The organism is Lentzea terrae (assembly GCF_003265345.1).
In the GTDB taxonomy this organism is placed as follows: Bacteria; Actinomycetota; Actinomycetes; order Mycobacteriales; family Pseudonocardiaceae; genus Lentzea; species Lentzea terrae.
In genome coordinates this window covers 226,311-243,819 of the sequence record NZ_QFWW01000021.1, presented here as the reverse complement: position 1 = coordinate 243,819, position 17,509 = coordinate 226,311, and the positions used below count along the sequence as shown (strand labels likewise).

The following is a 17,509-nucleotide window of genomic DNA, read 5'->3' as shown; positions in this document are numbered from 1 at the left end:
GGGACGGCGGCCGAGGCTAGGTTCCGGTGTCATGCCTGATGTTGTGCAGACGCGCCACGGCGCGACGGTTCTGATGTGCGCGCCGGACGGGCCGCCGATCGGTGACGAGCAGTCCGCTGTGGATTTGATGGCCACGTTGTGGGGCCAGGACGTGCAGTGGCTGGTGTTGCCGGTGGCGCGGTTGACGGAGGACTTCTTCGTGTTGCGCACACGGGTGGCCGGTGCGGTGGTGCAGAAGCTGCAGCAGTACGGGTTCCGGCTCGTCATCGTGGGCGACATCGCGCGGCACGTCGAGGCGAGCACGGCGTTGCGGGACTTCGTGTACGAGTCGAACCGGGGGCGGCAGCTGTGGTTCGTCGCGGACGAGGCCGAGTTGGACGCGCGACTGAGCGCGGCCGCCTGATCACAACCCTATTGCAAAAGACTGGCAACAAGTAGGCTCGCGGCATGGACATCCGCCGCTCCCTGTCGAACCACTCCGGCCCGCGCCGGTCGCCGCACGAGCTGTTGCGCCGGCTGGCCGAGCGGGTCACGCCGGACACGAACCCCGAGGATCCGGTGCGGGAGCTGGAGGAACGGGTCGCGGACCTGCTCGGCAAGCCGGCGGCGTTGTTCTTCCCGTCGGGGACGATGGCGCAGCAGACGGCGCTGCGGGTGCACGCCGAGCGACGCAACCGGCACGCGTTCGCGGGGCATCCGCAGTCGCATCTGCACGTGTGGGAGAACCAGGGCTACAGCGCCGTGCACGGACTGAGGTTCCATCCGGTGGGCGACCGCAACGCGTTGCTCACCCTCGACGACCTGAGAACGGTCAAGGAACCGCTCGCAGCGGTGGTGATCGAACTGCCGCAGCGCGACATCGGGGGCCTGCTGCCGACCTTCACAGACCTCGCCGAGCAAACGCGGTGGGCCAGGGAGAACGGCGCGGCCGCGCACTGTGACGGCGCGCGGCTCTGGGAGGCGCAGACCGGTTACGACGCAACGCTTCCAGAGCTGGCGAGTCTCTTCGACACGGTGTACGTATCGCTCTACAAAGGACTCGAAGGCGTCCGCGGCGCGGTGCTCGCGGGTGACGAGGAGACGATCGGGCACGCGGCGGTGTGGCGCAGGAGGCTGGGCGGGGCGATCGTGGACGCGTGGCCGTTGGCGTCGGTGGCGTTGCTGGGCATGGACGAGAACCTGCCGCGCATGAGGGAGTTCAAGAGCCACGCGCAGGCCATCGCGCGAGCGATCAACGACGACGGGTTCGCGCACACCACGCCGGAGACTCCGCAGACGCCCGTGTTCCACGTCCACCTGCCGATGCCGAAGGAGGAAGCGCAGCGGGCGGCGGAGAACCTGGCCGGGGACACCGGGATCAAGCTGTTCCTGTACGCGCGGTCGAACCCGGATCCGCGCCGGTGCAGCTTCGAGGTGAGCGTGGGGATCAGCGCGCTGGAGTTCGCGCCGCGCGAGGTGGCGGAGTTGATCAGAGGGCTACCATCGCGGGTGTGAGCCTGCCCGAACCCGTCCAGCACGCGCTGGTGCGGGTGTCGCACTCGGTGCTGATCGACGTCGACGCGCTCGCGAGGGTGCGCGAGCGGTTCGACGACGAGCAGGCGGCGTCGCTGAGCAGCTATCTGCGCAGTGCGCAGTCGCCGAACACCGTCAGGGCCTACCGGTCGGACTGGATCGCGTGGGCGGGCTGGTGCCAGGCGGAGAACCGGCAGGCGTTGCCGGCGGATCCGCTGGACGTGGCGGTGTACCTGGCGGCCGCGGCGGACACGGTGAAGGCGGACGGGTCGCCGGCGTTCGGCGCGTCGACGCTGGAGCGGAAGTCGGCGGCGATCTCGGCGGTGCACGCGGCGAACGGGTTGCCGAGCCCGACGCGCAGTGATGTCGTGCGGCTGACGCTGCGGGGTATTCGCCGCAGTCGCAAGACTCAGCCCAGGAGAAAGCGCCCCGTGCTGCTCGACACGCTGGAAGCGCTGCTGCGCGAACGGCCCGAGGAGGGGCCGGCGCGGGCGCGGGACGCGTTGCTGCTGCTGGTGGGTTTCGCGGGCGCGTTGCGGCGCAGTGAGCTGGCGGGGATCGGGTTCGAGGACGTCACGGTCGAGGTGGATCCGCGCACGCACGAGCCGTTGCTGCTGGTGCGGCTGGGGACGACGAAGACGGACCAGACGGGCAAGCATCAGCAGTCGGTGGTGTTGCCGCGCGGGAGCCGGCGGCCGACGTGCCCGGTGTGCGCGTTCGCGGACTGGGCGGACGTGCTGGACGGCAAGGGCATCAGCGAGTCGGGCCTGCACCGCTGTCACGGCTACGCGCCGGCGACCCGCTCCGGTGCGCTGTTCCCGGTGATCAACCGGCACGGCGGCGTCGGTCAGAAGGCGATGTCGGGACGTGCGGTGGCGGAACTGGTGAAGCGCTACGCGGAAAAAGCGGGGCTGGATCCAGAGCTGTTCGGCGGGCATTCGCTGCGGGCGGGGTTCGCGACGCAGGCGGCGCTGGGCGGGGCGAGCGACCGGGAGATCATGCGGCAGGGCCGGTGGACCAACCCGCGCACGGTGCACCGCTACATCCGCACCGCGAACCCGCTCGAGGACAACGCCGTGACCCGCCTGGGCCTGTGAACTTGTGACCCAGCTCTCAGCGCGAGCGGTTAACTCTAAACAAGATCCCCTCCGGTAGGGCTGCGCCAACCGGACCTGCGGACGCGGCCGAACGCACGCGGCAACCCAAAGTTTCCGTTGTGTTTCCACGCCGGTTGAGCTGCTCTTTTGTTCCACCATTCGGGCAAAACCCGCCCCCCTTGACCAGCGCGGCAGCTCAATTCGTGAATCGATCTCGCATCTTGGGAGTGGCTGGTCGCATGCACTCAGAGCAATACGATCACCACGCCCGGTCATCGACGATGGTCGGGGTTGTTCCACGGTGTTCACCCCGGCACCCCTGTAACGCCGGAGCGATCGCCCCCTGCACCGGAACAAGGAGCTCCATGAAACGCACGACCCTGGGCATCACCACCGCCCTGATGTCCGCGGCGGCGCTGGCCGCCGCGGGCACGTTCGGCGCGAACGCGGCCGAGCAGGCGGGGACGATCTCCACCGCCCTCGGCCTGTCCGGCGGTGAGCAGCTCGTCCCCCGCGACGTCGTGCGCGACGCCGACGGCACGCACCACCTCCGGTTCGACCGCACCCTCAACGGCCTGAAGGTCATCGGCGGCGACGTGATCGTGCGGCAGAAGGCCGGCCAGGTCACCGGTGTCACCAAGGCGAACGAGGCCACCCTCGCGGGCCTCGACACCTCGGCCCCGGCCGCGGCCCGCTCCGACGCCAAACTCGTGGTGTTCGCGCTCGACCACGCGCCCGTGCTGGCGTGGGAGACGGTCACGCACAGCGTGAAGGACGACCAGACCCCGAGCGAGCTGCACACGTTCACCGACGCCAAGACCGGTGCGACGCTGCTGTCCTACGACGACATCCACGTCGCCGAGGGCACCGGCCAGTCCACCTTCAGCGGCACGGTCGGGTTGAACACCACTCAGTCGGGCAGCACGTTCCAGCTCAAGGACCCCGACCGCGGCAACCAGGCCGTCAACAACCTCAACAACGGCTCGGGCACCGGCACGCTGTTCACCGACGCCGACAACAAGTGGGGCAACGGCACCTACACCGACAAGGCGACGGCGGGTGTCGACGCGGCCTACGGCGCGGCGAAGACGTGGGACTACTACAAGAACGTCCACGGCCGCAGCGGCATCAAGAACAACGGTGTGGGCGCGCTGAGCAAGGTCCACTACGGCAACAACTACAGCAACGCGTTCTGGAGCGACTCCTGCTTCTGCATGACCTACGGCGACGGCGCCCAGAACCGCAACCCGCTGACCTCGATCGACGTGGCCGCGCACGAGATGTCGCACGGCGTCACCTCGGCCACCGCGGGCCTGGTCTACTCCGGTGAGTCCGGCGGCCTCAACGAGGCCACCAGCGACATCTTCGGCTCCACCACGGAGTTCCACGCCGCCAACGCCGCCGACGCCGGCGACTACCTGATCGGCGAGAAGATCAACATCCGGGGCGACGGCAAACCGTTGCGCTACATGGACAAGCCCTCCAAGGACGGCCGCAGCCTCGACTACTGGTCCGCCACGGCGGGCAACGTCGACGTGCACTACTCCTCGGGCATCGCCAACCACTTCTTCTACCTGCTGTCCGAGGGCAGCGGCGCGAAGACGATCAACGGCGTCGCCTACGACTCCCCCACCTACGACAACCAGCCCGTCACCGGCATCGGCCGCGCCAAGGCCGAGAAGATCTGGTACCGCGCGCTGACCACGAAGTTCACCTCCAGCACCAAGTACGCCGCCGCCCGCACCGGCACGCTCGCCGCCGCGGCCGACCTCTACGGCGCCTCGTCGCCCGAGTACGCGGCGGTCGACCGGGCCTGGGCCGCGGTGAACGTCGAATAAGACCCGCCACCAAGAAAGCGCCGAGGTCCGGACCGACCCCCTGCACGGTCCGGGCCTCGGCACACCCCCTGTCTCAGGGCTCCAGGTCCGTGGCCGCCAAGAACGATCCGTCCATGTAGAACGGCACGGACTGGTGCTCGTGCGTCACCAGCCACCGCCCGTCGCGCCGTCGCAGCCCCACGGTCACGCGCGTCCACATCGAGAACCCCTCGGGATAGCCGATCGGCACGGCCGCCAGCCGCTGCAGACCGTGCACGAACGCCACGTCTCCCGCCACCGCGATGTCCAGGTCGCGGTGCTCGACCGTGATCGGCCCGTCGAAGCCCGCCATCCACCCCGCCACCGCCTCCGGGTCACGGGCGTCCAGGCCGATGTTGCGCAGCGGCGGGGCCAGCGTGAACGTCACCGCGTCGTCGGCATACCGCGCGACCACCCGCGACGGCGAGCGATCCCGCATCCCTTCCACGAGCTCGGTGAACAGCGCGCGGATCGCGACCTCGTCCTGCACCAGCGTGTGCGTCATCTCGAAAACCTCCATCAAGTCGGCTGACACACCGGTGTCGAAGCGAGCCACGCGGCTTCGACATGGCGGTGAGAAGATTTTTGGTGAGCCACGAGCGGAGGCCGGAGCAGTGAAGTACCTGATCCTCATCTACAGCAACCCGAAGTCGCGGGCCGCGTGGGAGAAGCTGACCGATGAGCAGCAGATGCAGTTCGGGCAGGCGCACTACGACCTCACCGACAAGCTGCGCGCGTCCGGGGAGCTCATCGCCAGCGAAGGCCTGCCTGGGCCGGAGACCGGCAAGGGCGTGAGCATCATGGACGGCGAGGTCGTGGTCACCGACGGGCCGTTCGCGGAGGCCAAGGAGTACCTGGCCGGGTTCTACCTGGTCGAGGCCGACACGATCGACCAGGTCATCGCGCACGCCGCGACGTTGCCCGACGCGCACAACGACGGCATCGAGGTCCGGCCGGTCTGGGACATGTCGATGCTGGACGACATGTGACGAGCACACCGCGCATCGAGGTCCTGCTGCGCGAACTGGCGCCGCAGGTCCTCGGCGTGCTCGTGCGCAGGCACGGGCAGTTCGACGTCTGCGAGGACGCCGTGCAGGAAGCGCTGCTCGCCGCCGCGCAGCAGTGGCCGGCCGAGGGTGTGCCGGACAACCCCAAGGGCTGGCTCATCACGGCCGCGAGCCGGCGGTGGATCGAGCAGTACCGGTCGGACGTGGCACGGCGTCAGCGCGAGGAGAAGGTCGTCGCGCTGGCCCCTCCCCCGGCGGACCCGGTGCCGGCCACCGACGACACGCTCACGATCCTCGCGTTGTGCTGCCACGAAAGCCTCACCAAGGCCTCCCAGATCGCGCTGACACTGCGCGCGGTCGGCGGTCTCACCACAGCGGAGATCGCGCGGGCGTTCCTGGTGCCGGAGTCGACGGTGGCACAACGGATCAGCCGCGCGAAGCAGAAGATCAAGCAGTCCGGCGCGAAGTTCCGGGCACCGCAGGACCTCACGGCGGTGCTGCACGTGCTGTACCTGATCTTCACCGAGGGCTCCACCGCGAGCTCGGGCGACGACCTGGTCCGGGTCGACCTGACCGCGGAGGCGATCCGCCTGACCCGCCAGCTGCACCGCCGCCGCCCCGACGACGGCGAGCTGAGCGGGCTGCTGGCGTTGATGCTGCTCACCGACGCCCGCCGGCCCGCCCGCACCGACGAGCAGGGCGCGCTCATCCCGCTGGCCGAGCAGGACCGCGGCAAGTGGGACCCGGACGCCATCGCCGAGGGCACCGAGCTCATCCAGAACGCCCTCAACACCGCGCAGATCGGTCCGTACCAGCTGCAGGCGGCGATCGCGGCCGTGCACGCGGAGGCGAAAACGGCGGACGACACCGACTGGCACGAGATTCTCGGCCTCTACGAACTGCTGGCGGTCACCGCGCCCGGCCCGATGGTGTCACTGAACCGGATCGTCGCCGTCGCGATGGTCCACGGACCGCAGAAAGCGCTCGAGGAACTGTCCACACTGGACCTCGACCACTACCGCGTGCACGCCGTCCGAGCACATCTCCTTGACCTGCAAGGACAACACGATGAAGCGAAGGCGGAGTACGAGAAGGCCGCGAAGCTGACGTTGAGCGTGCCGGAGCGGCGATACCTCAGCTCCCGGTCGCGCCGCCCACGGTAGCGTCCGACGACGGTTCCTCCTGCGGCGGCGCCTGAGGCACCACACCCGCCAGATCGCCGCCGTTGTCGTTGACGCGCAACACGAACGGCCGTGTCTGCGTGTACTGCACGACGGAGATCGAGCAGGGGTCGACGACGATGCGCTGGAAACCGTCCAAATGCACGCCCAGCGCGTCCGCGAGCACGGCCTTGATCACGTCGCCGTGCGAGCACAGCACCCACACCGCGCCCGGCCCGTGTTCCGCGGTGATCCGCGCATCGTGCGCACGCACCGCGGCGACGGCCCGCGCCTGCACGTGCGCGAGCCCCTCACCCTCGGGGAACACGGCGGCGGACGGGTGCTGCTGCACCACCGCCCACAACGGCTCGTTGAACAGGTCCTTCAACGCCTTGCCGGTCCACGCGCCGTAGTCCACTTCGGACACGTCCGGCTCCGCCACCGCCTCCAGCGCGCGGTCGGCCAGCAGCGGCGCCAGCGTCTCCTCGCAGCGCTGCAGCGGAGACGACACGACCGCGGCGACCGGAATGTCCTTCAACCGGTCCACCAGTGCGGTGGCCTGTGCCTGCCCCCGTTCGTCCAAACCCACACCCAACGATCGCCCGGCGAGCACACCGGAACCGTTGGCGGTCGAACGAGCATGTCGGAGCAGGATCACCGTGGCCACAGCTCCACCTTAGATCGGCTGCAGCAACCCCATCGACAGCAGCCCCATCAGCACGAGACCCAGCATCAGCCGGTACCACACGAACGCCGAGTAGGAGTGCTTCGAAACGTACTTCAGCAACCACGCGATCGTCGCGTACCCGACGACGAACGAGATGATCGTCGCCACGATCATCTGCGGAATCGACGCCTGCACGCCGGTGCCCGAGCGCTCCAGCACGTCCGGAATGGAGAACAACCCCGCCCCGAACACCGCCGGAATCGCCAGCAGGAACGAGTACCGCGCCGCCGCCTCCCGCGTCAGACCCAGGAACAAACCGGCGGTCAGCGTGCCACCCGAACGGGACACGCCCGGGATGAGCGCCAGCGCCTGCGCCAGCCCCATCCCGATCGCGTCCTTCATCCGCAGCTCGTCACGCTGGTGCTTGGCCAACTGGTCCGCGAGACCCAGCAGCAGACCGAACACCACCAGCATCGTCGCGGTGATCCACAGGTTCCGCGCCGACGTCCGGATCTCGTCCTTCAGCAGGTAGCCGAGAATCGAGATCGGCACAGAACCGATGATCACGTACCAGGCGAGCTTGTAGTCCTTCTCCTTGCGCGCTTCCGCGGAGAAGAGGCCGCGGAACCAGGCGCCGATGAAGCGCCCGATGTCCTTGGCGAAGTAGATCAGCACCGCCACCTCGGTACCCAGCTGGATGACCGCGGTGAACGAAGCGCCCGCGTCGTTGTTGAAGAACAACGTCGACGTGATGCGCAGGTGCGCACTGCTGGAAATCGGCAGGAATTCCGTCAGTCCTTGGACCAGTCCGAGGACCAGAGCCTGCAACCAGCTCAACTACCCACTCCCGCCAGATCCAGAGCTTCGGCCGCGGTGCGAAGGCCCGCGATCCCCTGCTCGAGATCTTGCAGCATCGGCGAAACGGACAGCGTGGTGACCCCCGCGGCAGCGAGCGCCTTCATCCGGTCTGCTATGCGCTCCTTCGGACCCAGCAACGACGTCGCGTCCAGGAACTCCAGCGGAATCGCCGCCATCGCACCGGTGTAGTCGCGGGCCAGGTACTTCTCCTGGATCTCCTCGGCCTGAGCCGGGAAACCCATGCGCACCATCAGGTTGTTGTAGAAGTTCTGCTTGCGCGAACCCATGCCGCCCACGTACAGCGCCGTGTACGCCCGAACCGGGTCAGCGCACGTCTTCCAGTCGTCACCGACGATCAACGGCACGGTCGGAACGACGTCGAAGCCCTCCATCGTCTTGCCGGCCTTCTCCCGACCGGCCTTCACGCTCGCCAGCGACTCGCCGGAGAACTCGGGCGAGAAGAAGATCGCCAGCCAGCCGTCCGCGATCTCACCCGTCAGCTCCAGGTTCTTCGGACCGACCGAAGCCAGGTAGATCGGGATCTGCTCGCGCACCGGGTGCACCGTCAGCTGCAACGCCTTACCGGGACCGTCCGGCAATGGCAGCGTGTAGTGCTCACCCTCGTACCGCAGCTTCTCGCGAGAGAGAGCCTTCCGCACAATCTCCACGTACTCACGCGTGCGCGCCAGCGGCTTGTCGAACCGCACACCGTGCCAGCCCTCCGACACCTGCGGACCCGACACACCGAGCCCCATGCGGAACCGGCCACCCGACAACGTGTCCAGCGTGGCAGCGGTCATCGCCGCCATCGCCGGCGTGCGCGCCGGAATCTGGAAGATCGCGCTGCCGACGTCGATGCGTTCGGTCTGCGCGGCCACCCACGCGAGCACCGTCGGCGCGTCGGAACCGTAGGCCTCCGCGGCCCACACCACCGAAAAGCCGAGCCGGTCGGCCTCTTTGGCCAGCTCCAGGTTCGCGGCGTCGTTGCCGGCGCCCCAGTATCCGAGGTTCAATCCGAGCTTCACGGGCGAGACCCTACCGGTCAGTAACACCGATTGCCAGGCTCAGCCGATGATCACCCCTTAGCATCGCGCACGTGGAACAGCGATACCTCGGCCGCAGCGGCCTCCGCGTGTCCAGGACGGCACTGGGCACGATGACGTGGGGCCGCGACACCGACGCGGACGAGGCCGCCACCCAGCTCATGGCCTTCGCCGACGCCGGCGGCACCCTCGTCGACACCGCCGACGTCTACTCCGACGGCGAAGCCGAACGCATCCTCGGCGGCCTCCTGGGCGAAGTCGTCCCCCGCGACGAACTCGTCATCGCCACCAAAGCCGTCGCCCGCCGCACCGACGGCCCCTTCGGCGGAGGAGCCTCCCGCGGCGCCCTGCTGTCCGCGCTGGACGGCTCCCTGCGCCGCATCGGCGTCGACCACATCGACCTCTGGCAACTGCACGCCTGGGACGCCAACGTCCCCGTCGAAGAGACCCTGTCCGCACTGGACCAGGCGATTTCCGCAGGCAAGGTCCGCTACGCCGGCATCTCCAACTACAGCGGCTGGCAACTCGCCACCGCCGTGCTCACGCCGTCCACCTACCCGTTGATCTCCACCCAGGTCGAGTACTCGCTGCTGGAACGCGGCATCGAACGCGAGGTCGCACCCGCGGCGTTGCACCACGGGCTCGGACTGCTGCCCTGGGCGCCACTGGGACGCGGGGTGCTGACCGGGAAGTACCGCAACGGCACCCCACCGGACTCCCGCGGCGCGTCCGCGCACTTCGCCGGGTACGTCGAGCAGCACCGCAACGAACGGGCAGCGCGGATCGTCCAGGCCGTCGCCACCGCGGCGGAAGGACTCGGCACCTCGCCGTTGTGCGTCGCACTGGCCTGGGTGCGCGACCGATCCGGCGTCGTCGCCCCCGTCGTGGGCGCACGCGACACCAACCAGCTGATCGCCTCGCTGGAAGCCGAACAGCTCACGTTGCCGCCGGCGATCCGGGCCGCGTTGGACGACGTCAGCGCCATCGAGCTCGGCTACCCCGAACGCCCGATGCCGTAGCAGGGACCCCGGCGCGTTAGGCCGAACGGAGTAGGTCTACCTTGCGCGCCGTGCCCGAATTAACCCGCCGCGCATTCGTCGGCCTCACCGCGACCGCCCTGGTCACCACACCCGCCGCCGTCGCCGACCCCAAAGCCGCCGACGACGCCTGGACCCGCCTCCTCGACGGCAACACGCGCTTCGTCGAAGGCCGCCAGATCCACCCCCACGCCACCGGCCACTGGCGCGAACAGCTCGTCGACGGCCAGCACCCCTTCGCCTGCGTGCTGGGCTGCGCCGACTCCCGCGTCCCACCCGAGATCGTGTTCGACGACGGCCTCGGCGACATCTTCACCATCCGCGCCGCCGGAGAGGTCCTCGACTCCAGCGTCATCGGCAGCATCGAGTACGCCGTCGAGCACCTGCACGTACCCCTCGTCGTGGTCCTCGGCCACGCCGGCTGCGGCGCCGTCAGCGCCACCATCGACGTCGTCCGCGGCAAAGGCCACGTCACCGGCGACATCAGCACCCTCGTCCGCACCATCGAACCCGCCGTCCGCGCCACCGCCCCACGCGCCGACGAGCGCTCCTTCCTCGCCGCGTGCGTCGCCGAACAAGCCCTCCGCACCGCCGAAATCCTGCAAGAACGCTCCGTCATCATCCGCACGGCCGTGAGCCGGAACGCCCTCTCCGTCGTTGCTGCTTCGTATGACTTGAGTTCGGGCCGGGTCGTCAAACTCGAAAAACATTAGCTTTGGTCCACACTGAAGCAATAGAGACAACTGCGAAAAGACGCCAATCGGGGTTTCACACCACCCCTTGCGTGACCTCCGACCGAACGTCGTGGATCCTGGAAGACCACGACGTACCTCAGGAGGACCCGATCTTGCGCCGGCTCGCTGCTCTGCTCTTGACCACCGCCACGCTGGCAGCGTGCGGCCAGAGCGAGGGGTCACAGGATCCGCTGCAGGTCGCGGAAACACTCGAGGCCGCCAAACCGGCCCACTCCCCCGCCCAGAACGGCACCCCACCCGGCGAGATCACGCCCGGCGGCACGTTCCAAGAGGGCGGCACCACGCTGAAGTTCCACGTCAACGGCAAAGACGTCGAGCTCGACCGGCTGCGCAGCGCGGTGTTCGAGATGACCAAGGACGACAAAGGCGCAGAAACTCGCGGCCCAGGACTCAGAGCAGGCGACGGCGCCACCAACGCCGTCCCCGACCGCTACGGCAGGCTCCTCGTCGTCGACACCCGCGGCGGCGAGTTCATCGCGTTCAGCATCAACCCGCTGATCATGCGCCAGCGCTTCCCCGTCCCCGGCACCCCGTACGGCATCGCCTACGACGCCAAGCGCGACATCGCGTGGATCACGCTCACCGAGCGCAACGAGGTCGTCGGACTCAACGTCGCCGGCGGCGAACCGACCGAGAAACACCGGTTCTCCACCGTGCGTCAGCCCAACACGGTCAGCGTCGACCAGGAGACCGGACGCGTCACGGTGACGTCCGGCGACAACGGAGGGATACAGGTGATCTCGCCATGAACGAAGGGGTGATCGACGGGGACTGGGAGTACCGGCCGCTGCGTCTGCCGCCCGGCATCTCCCGCCGCACCGCGACCACGCAGCTGGCCATCCACGCCGAGTTCGCGGGCTGGGAACTGTCCCGCACGCTGCTCTACGGCGACGGCTCCCGCAAGGTCTGGCTCCGTCGCAAGCGCCAGCCCGCGCTGTTGCCAGGTCTCATCACCTGACAACGACACCGGCGCCGAACGCGAACGGGCTCGCCTCGCATTCGGCGATGAAGTCCGCCGGAAAGCCCCGAACGAACGGGGCCGCCGCCTCCAGGCGCGCGACCGCTTCCGGCGGCAGCTCCACCGAGCCCAGACAGTCCTCGACCTGCTCCGGCGTCCGCGCGCCCACCAACGGCAGCGCACCCGCAGCACGCACCCACGCCAGCGCCACCTGAGCCGGCGTCGCACCCAACTCCCCCGCGACGTCCCGCACGGCCGTTGCCGCCGCTTCCTCCCGTGAGGTGAGCTGCCCCGCCCGTTGCGTGCCACCGGACAACTTCCCCGCCGCCAACGGCGCCCACGCCGCCACGGTCATCCCCAGCGCCGAAGCCATCGGCAGCAACTCGCGTTCGACGTCGCGCTGCAGCAGGTTGTACGGCACCTGCAACCCCGCGAACGGCGTCCACCCCCGCCACTCGGCCAGCGTGTTCGCCCGCGCCACGAACCACGCCGGCGCATCGGAAACCCCGACGTAGAGCACCTTCCCCGCGCGCACCACGTCGTCCAACGCGCGCATCGTCTCCTCAGCCGGTGTGTGGCGATCCCACAGATGCACCCACAACACGTCCACGTAGTCCGTGCGCAACCGCCGCAGCGACTGCTCCAACGACAGCACCAGGTTCTTGCGGTGGTTCCCGCCCGCGTTCGGATCCCGCTCGTCCCGCGACAACGTGTACTTCGTCGCCAGCACGAACCGGTCCCGCCGCCGCAGCACCGCGCCGAGGACCTCCTCGCTCTCCCCGTACGCCGACGCCGTGTCGAGGAAGTTCCCACCCGCGTCCGCGTAGGCGTCGAGCACCGGCCGCGCCACCTCCTCCGTGCGCAACGTCATCGTGCCCAGCAACAGCTCAGAAACCCGCAGGCCGGTCTGCCCGAACAATCGGTATCGCATGATCCACAGCATCACCCGGCACCGCCGAACACAGGGAGACCGGCTCAGGGCCCCTCTAAACTCGGCGATCATGGCCGACAACGCACTGGGCCGGTTCCTGCGCGCCCGCCGCGAAGCCACACCTCCCCGAGCAAGAGACACCCACCGCCGCCGAACGCCAGGACTGCGCCGCGGCGAGCTCGCCGACCGCGCGGGCATCAGCGTCGAGTACCTGACCCGCCTCGAACGCGGCACCGACCGCTCCCCGTCCGGCCAGGTCCTCCTCTCCCTCGCCGAAGCGCTGTCCCTCACCGCCGACGAGCGCGTCCACCTGTACCGGCTGATCAAGGCGGACAGCACCTGCGCCCCACCCGGTCCCCCGCAGCTGCGACCGACCGTCCACAAGGTGCTCGCCGCCCTGGAACCGACAGCCGCCTGCGTGCTCAGCCCGTCTGGTGACGTCCTCGCGTGCACCAAAGGGTTCCGCGCCATCTCGGGCCTGGGCGACGAACCGAACCTCGTCCGCTTCGCCTTCAGCCCGCAGGCCAAAGCCCACTACCCCGACTGGGAGTCGATCGCGAACGACCGCGCCGCTGCGCTCAGAGCCGCCGCGGACCTCGGTGACCACGCCGCCACCGCGCTCGCGTTCGAGCTGTCCCTCACCGCCGGCGCCGCGTTCACCGATCGCTACGACACCGCCGCGGCCCTGCCGCCCACCAGCGGCACCGAACACTGGGGACCTCACCTCCTGGAGTTCGAGACACTGCATCTGCCAGGAGAAGCCGAACACCGGGTGATGGTTTACTTTAGTCCACACTGAAGTTATTGAGAGTGACGAGCCGAGAGCGGATGGAAGAATCCCCGTCATGCCTCGCCCGGAAAAACCGCTCGACCCGTTCGCCGGGCCTGTTGAACAGTTCGCCTTCGACCTCCGCAAGCTCCGCGAGAAAGCCGGCTCCCCCGGCTACCGCGAACTCGGCAGGCTCTCCCACTACTCCGCCAGCACTCTCGCCGACGCCGCCCGCGGGCAGCGGCTCCCCAGCCTCGCCGTGGCACTGGCGTTCGTCCGGGCCTGCGGCGGCGACGAGGAGGCCTGGGAACAGCGCTGGCGCGAGATCGGCGAGCAGGACGGCGAGGCAGCCAAGCCCGACTCCCCCTACGTCGGCCTCAAGGCCTTCACCGAGCAGGACGCCGACCGCTTCTTCGGCCGCGAACGGCTCGTGGGCAAGCTCCTGGGCAAGCTCGAGCACCACGACACCGTGCTGGTGGTCGGCGCGTCCGGGTCAGGCAAGTCCTCGCTGCTGCGAGCCGGTCTGCTGGCCCGCAAACCCGGCGAGCTGATCACCCCCGGCACCTGCGAGACCCTCCCGGAGACCGAAGGACTGCTGGTCGTCGACCAGTTCGAGGAGATCTTTGCCCTCCCCCACCGAGACGCCTTCATCGCCGCACTGACCGAGCGCGACGGCCAGACCGTCATCGGCATGCGCGCCGACTTCTACGGCCACTGCGCCGCCTACCCCGACCTCGTCAACGCCGTCGAGGACGCCCAGGTCGTGGTCGGACCGATGACCACCGACGAGCTGCGCAAGGCCATCACCCAGCCCGCCGTCGAGGTCGGCTGCGCACTCGAGACCGGTCTCGTCGCCCGGCTCATCGCCGACGCGACCGGCGAACCCGGCGTGCTCCCCCACGTCAGCCACGCACTGCTCGAGACGTGGCAACGCAAGCGCGGCAACACCCTCACGCTCACCAGCTACCACGAGAGCGGCGGCATCGCCCGCGCCGTCGCCAACACCGCCGAGAACGCCTACACCGGGCTCGACGAGCAGCAACAGGTCAAGGCCCGGCAGGTCTTCCTCCGCCTGGTCAACCCCGGCGACGGCACCCAGGACACCAAACGGCACGTCAAGCGATCCGAGCTCGCGGCGGACGAGGTCGTCGAACACCTCGCGAAGGCGCGCATCCTCACGGTCGCCGACGACAGCGTCGAGATCAGCCACGAAGCCGTCATCCGCAGCTGGCCGCGCCTGCGGGAATGGCTCGCCGAAGCACGCGAGGACATGCGCGTGCACCGCAGGCTCACCGCCGCGGCCGCCGACTGGGAGGCGCACGGCCGCGACCACGGCTCGCTCTACCGGGGCGTCCCGCTCGCGCAGGCCACCGGCTGGGCCGTCCGGGAACCCGGCGCCCTCAACCCCGCCGAGCAGTCGTTCCTCGACGCCAGCAAGGCCGCCGCCGAACAGGACCTGGCCTCCGAGAAGCGCCGCACCACGAACCTGCGCCGCGTCGTCGCGCTCCTCGCCGCCCTGCTGCTCGTGGCCACCACCGCGACCGTGTTCGCCGTGCGCGCGCAACGACAGTCCACCGAGCAGCGCATCAACGCGCTCGCCCAGAAAGCCATCGCCGACGCCGCCGGCCTGCAAGACCGCGACCCCGGCCTCGCGAGCCAGCTCCGGCTCGCCGCCTACCGGCTCACCGGCCTGCCGGTCGCCCGCGACAGCCTGCTCAGCACGTTCGCCGCACCCCAGCTCACCCTCGTCAAAGGCCACCAGGAGGCGGCGTCCTTCGCGATGTTCCGCCCGGACGGCAAGGTCCTGGCCAGCGCCGCCGACGACAAGACGCTGGTCCTCTGGGACTTCGCCGACCCCCACCACCCCACCGAACTGGGCCGCGTGCCCTCCGGTGACGACGCCACCCACAACATGGCGTTCAGCCCGGACGGCCGCACCATCGCCACCGCCGGCTGGGACGGCGCCATCCGGCTCTTCGACGTCGCCGACCCGCGCCGCCCGGTCGAGAAGGCCCGCATCACCGGCCACGAGGGCCAGGTCCAGGCCGTCCAGTTCACCCCGGACGGCCGCACGCTGATCAGCAGCGGCCAGGACAAGACCATCCGCGTCTGGAACATCTCCGGCGTCGCGAGCCTCGTGCGCACCATCAACGCCCACCAGGACAACGTGCACGGCATCTCGCTCAACCGCACCGGCACCACGATCGCGTCCGCCTCCTGGGACGGCACGGTCAAGCTCTGGGAGCTCGCGACCGGCGAGCAGATCTCCACCATCGACCCCGCCCCCGGCGACGTCACCTCCGACGCCGCGATCTTCCACCCCAACGGGCGGGTGCTCGCCACCGGCGCCGACAACGGCGACGTGCGGCTGTGGGACATCACCGACCCGCGCAACCCGGTGCAGCTCAGCGTCGGCACCGGCCACACCTTCGCCGTCCACACCCTGGCCTTCTCCCCCGACGGCAAGTTCCTCGCAAGCGGCGGCGGCGACACGGTCACCCGGATCTGGGACGTGTCCGATCCACGCGAGATCCGCCTCGCCACCGCGCTCACCGGTCACACGGACGCGCTCTGGTCGGTCGCGTTCAGCCCCGACTCCCGGCAGATGGTCACCGCCACCTCCGACACCCACCTGCGCGTGCTCGACCTCGCCAACCTCAACTACCCGCACCACAGGGAGACGGTGTGGCGGGTGGCCTACGACAAGCGCGGCCGCTACTTCGCCACCGTCTCCTCCGACGGAAGCATCAGGCTGTGGCGGCCGGACGACCGCCACGCCGAGGAGATCTCCGTCCTGCCCAAGCTGAGCCCGGACGACGAGACGCTCACCGTCGACGTCCATCCCGAACGCGACATCGTGTTCGGGGCGAGCACGGCCGCCAACGTCCTGTGGGACGTGACCGACCGCAGCAAACCGCGCGAGCTCAGCAGGGCGATCACCGGCACCGCCCCCATCGCCGGCGCCCGGTTCAGCCACGACGGCAAGACCATCGCCGTCTCCGAGGACAGCGGCATCGTCGGCCTGTGGGACATCACCGACCCCGCCAACCCCGTGAAGACGGGCAGCCTCGCCGTGCCCAAGACCTACACCGTCTGGCAGGTCGAGTTCACCGAGGACGACCGCACCCTCGTGATCGCGAACGGCAGCCGCGAAGTCCAGCTGTGGGACATCAGCGACCCCGCCGCGCCCCGCGCCCACCCCGCACTGCGCACCGACAACAACCCGGACCCCGTCAGCCGCGGCGGCCAGGCCGGCCGCGACGAGGTCATGTCCGTCGTCATCCACGGCAACCTCATGGCGTTCGCGAACATGGGCAACACGGGCGCGCTCTACGACATCAGCGACCCCGCCCAGCCGCGGAAGCTCGGCACCCTGCCCAACGACGGCGGGCCGCTGCAGCGCCTCGCCTTCTCCCCCGACGGCACACTGCTCGCCGCCGGCACCGCCGACGACCTCGTCCGCGTGTGGGACGTGCGCGATGCTCGCAACCCCCAGTTGCGAGCAGTGCTGCACGGACACACGGAACGGGTGTGGGGTGTGGCGTTCGCACCGGACAACCGCACTCTGGCGACCGCCGGCGCTGACCGCACCGTCCGCGTCTGGGACATCGACGTCGAGGCGACCGCAGCCCGCGTGTGCGCAACTACGACGGCGCACCTGTCCACTCGGCACTGGGAGCAGTACTTCCCCGGCGTCGACCCGAGGCCTCTTTGCTGAACAACACCCTCACCGTTCCTCTCGACCCCATTTGTAGTGGGAAAACGTTGTGTGGTGTCGATGCCTCCGCGCCGTACAACAACGTCTATGCAACTGGGACGCGCAACCGGGTGAAGATGACCCTTCAGTCAACACTGAAGC

The 17,509-nt window shown here is 69.4% G+C and carries 17 protein-coding genes; 12 read left to right on the top strand and 5 right to left on the bottom strand.

The window, feature by feature from the left end; all coding sequences use genetic code 11:
- Positions 1-31 precede the first annotated feature (31 nt).
- The 4 genes from DI276_RS26445 (at position 32) to DI276_RS26430 (ending at position 4,447) form a co-directional block, all read left to right on the top strand.
- Positions 32-403 carry a DUF4180 domain-containing protein gene (locus DI276_RS26445; protein WP_112268044.1) on the top strand — a complete coding sequence of 124 codons (372 nt, stop codon included), beginning with the start codon at positions 32-34 and terminating at the stop codon, positions 401-403.
- 44 nt (positions 404-447) lie between these two features.
- Positions 448-1,494, top strand: coding sequence for a threonine aldolase family protein (locus DI276_RS26440; RefSeq protein WP_112268042.1), 1,047 nt, complete (start codon positions 448-450; stop codon positions 1,492-1,494).
- The gene (locus tag DI276_RS26435; protein ID WP_232836928.1) at positions 1,491-2,609 is read left to right on the top strand and encodes a site-specific integrase; all 1,119 of its coding nucleotides are present in this window, start codon (positions 1,491-1,493) and stop codon (positions 2,607-2,609) included. The genes DI276_RS26440 and DI276_RS26435 overlap by 4 nt, the downstream gene beginning before the upstream one ends.
- A gap of 365 nt (positions 2,610-2,974) precedes the next feature.
- The gene (locus DI276_RS26430) at positions 2,975-4,447 is read left to right on the top strand and encodes a M4 family metallopeptidase (protein WP_198680920.1); all 1,473 of its coding nucleotides are present in this window, start codon (positions 2,975-2,977) and stop codon (positions 4,445-4,447) included.
- 73 nt (positions 4,448-4,520) lie between these two features.
- Here DI276_RS26430 and DI276_RS26425 read toward each other — a convergent pair whose 3' ends face one another.
- Positions 4,521-4,970: a YybH family protein gene (locus DI276_RS26425; protein ID WP_198680919.1), complete on the bottom strand. Its 450-nt coding sequence runs from the start codon at positions 4,968-4,970 to the stop codon at positions 4,521-4,523.
- Positions 4,971-5,079: 109 nt separating this feature from the next.
- On the opposite strand from DI276_RS26425, the gene DI276_RS26420 reads away from it, so the two are divergent.
- Both DI276_RS26420 and DI276_RS26415 read left to right on the top strand, forming a co-directional pair.
- Positions 5,080-5,454, top strand: a complete 375-nt coding sequence (locus tag DI276_RS26420; protein ID WP_112268035.1) for a YciI family protein — start codon at positions 5,080-5,082, stop codon at positions 5,452-5,454.
- A complete protein-coding gene (locus tag DI276_RS26415; protein ID WP_232836927.1) occupies positions 5,451-6,635 on the top strand; it encodes an RNA polymerase sigma factor in 1,185 nt (394 codons plus the stop codon). The genes DI276_RS26420 and DI276_RS26415 overlap by 4 nt, the downstream gene beginning before the upstream one ends.
- On the opposite strand, the gene DI276_RS26410 is transcribed toward DI276_RS26415, so the two are convergent.
- From DI276_RS26410 to DI276_RS26400, 3 genes are read right to left on the bottom strand one after another with little or no spacing between them, the layout of a single operon-like run.
- The gene (locus tag DI276_RS26410; RefSeq protein ID WP_198680918.1) at positions 6,607-7,299 is read right to left on the bottom strand and encodes a histidine phosphatase family protein; all 693 of its coding nucleotides are present in this window, start codon (positions 7,297-7,299) and stop codon (positions 6,607-6,609) included. The two genes, DI276_RS26415 and DI276_RS26410, sit on opposite strands and share 29 nt — an antisense overlap.
- A 9-nt stretch (positions 7,300-7,308) precedes the next feature.
- A complete protein-coding gene (locus DI276_RS26405; RefSeq protein ID WP_112268033.1) occupies positions 7,309-8,136 on the bottom strand; it encodes an undecaprenyl-diphosphate phosphatase in 828 nt (275 codons plus the stop codon).
- Positions 8,133-9,182 (bottom strand): LLM class F420-dependent oxidoreductase, encoded by a 1,050-nt coding sequence (locus DI276_RS26400; RefSeq protein WP_112268031.1) that lies wholly within the window; start codon positions 9,180-9,182, stop codon positions 8,133-8,135. Before DI276_RS26400 ends, DI276_RS26405 begins: the two co-directional genes overlap by 4 nt.
- Positions 9,183-9,253: 71 nt before the next feature.
- On the opposite strand from DI276_RS26400, the gene DI276_RS26395 reads away from it, so the two are divergent.
- The 4 genes from DI276_RS26395 (at position 9,254) to DI276_RS26380 (ending at position 11,950) form a co-directional block, all read left to right on the top strand.
- Positions 9,254-10,219 (top strand): aldo/keto reductase, encoded by a 966-nt coding sequence (locus DI276_RS26395; RefSeq protein ID WP_112268029.1) that lies wholly within the window; start codon positions 9,254-9,256, stop codon positions 10,217-10,219.
- A gap of 50 nt (positions 10,220-10,269) precedes the next feature.
- The gene (locus DI276_RS26390) at positions 10,270-10,950 is read left to right on the top strand and encodes a carbonic anhydrase (protein ID WP_232836944.1); all 681 of its coding nucleotides are present in this window, start codon (positions 10,270-10,272) and stop codon (positions 10,948-10,950) included.
- Between the two features lie 71 nt (positions 10,951-11,021).
- Positions 11,022-11,741, top strand: coding sequence for a YncE family protein (locus DI276_RS53460; protein ID WP_408610580.1), 720 nt, complete (start codon positions 11,022-11,024; stop codon positions 11,739-11,741).
- Entirely contained in the window at positions 11,738-11,950 is a 213-nt protein-coding gene (locus DI276_RS26380) for a DUF5703 family protein (protein ID WP_030465938.1), read from the top strand. Before DI276_RS53460 ends, DI276_RS26380 begins: the two co-directional genes overlap by 4 nt.
- Here the strand turns inward: DI276_RS26380 and DI276_RS26375 are convergent.
- Entirely contained in the window at positions 11,943-12,881 is a 939-nt protein-coding gene (locus DI276_RS26375) for an aldo/keto reductase (protein ID WP_232836926.1), read from the bottom strand. The two genes, DI276_RS26380 and DI276_RS26375, sit on opposite strands and share 8 nt — an antisense overlap.
- A gap of 70 nt (positions 12,882-12,951) precedes the next feature.
- Between DI276_RS26375 and DI276_RS26370 the strand changes: the two genes are divergently transcribed.
- Both DI276_RS26370 and DI276_RS26365 read left to right on the top strand, forming a co-directional pair.
- Positions 12,952-13,680, top strand: coding sequence for a helix-turn-helix domain-containing protein (locus tag DI276_RS26370; RefSeq protein WP_112268025.1), 729 nt, complete (start codon positions 12,952-12,954; stop codon positions 13,678-13,680).
- 46 nt (positions 13,681-13,726) lie between these two features.
- Entirely contained in the window at positions 13,727-17,368 is a 3,642-nt protein-coding gene (locus DI276_RS26365) for an nSTAND1 domain-containing NTPase (RefSeq protein WP_112268023.1), read from the top strand.
- The last annotated feature ends 141 nt before the right edge of the window (positions 17,369-17,509 follow it).

What these genes read in the sequence shown, in the direction of transcription:
- DI276_RS26445 (WP_112268044.1), top strand. Translation starts at nt 32, where the DNA reads ATGCCTGATGTTGTGCAGACGCGCCACGGCGCGACGGTTCTGATGTGC.
- DI276_RS26440 (WP_112268042.1), top strand. Translation starts at nt 448, where the DNA reads ATGGACATCCGCCGCTCCCTGTCGAACCACTCCGGCCCGCGCCGGTCG.
- DI276_RS26430 (WP_198680920.1), top strand. Translation starts at nt 2,975, where the DNA reads ATGAAACGCACGACCCTGGGCATCACCACCGCCCTGATGTCCGCGGCG.
- DI276_RS26425 (WP_198680919.1), bottom strand. Translation starts at nt 4,970, where the DNA reads ATGACGCACACGCTGGTGCAGGACGAGGTCGCGATCCGCGCGCTGTTC.
- DI276_RS26380 (WP_030465938.1), top strand. Translation starts at nt 11,738, where the DNA reads ATGAACGAAGGGGTGATCGACGGGGACTGGGAGTACCGGCCGCTGCGT.
- DI276_RS26375 (WP_232836926.1), bottom strand. Translation starts at nt 12,881, where the DNA reads ATGCGATACCGATTGTTCGGGCAGACCGGCCTGCGGGTTTCTGAGCTG.
- DI276_RS26370 (WP_112268025.1), top strand. Translation starts at nt 12,952, where the DNA reads ATGGCCGACAACGCACTGGGCCGGTTCCTGCGCGCCCGCCGCGAAGCC.
- DI276_RS26365 (WP_112268023.1), top strand. Translation starts at nt 13,727, where the DNA reads ATGCCTCGCCCGGAAAAACCGCTCGACCCGTTCGCCGGGCCTGTTGAA.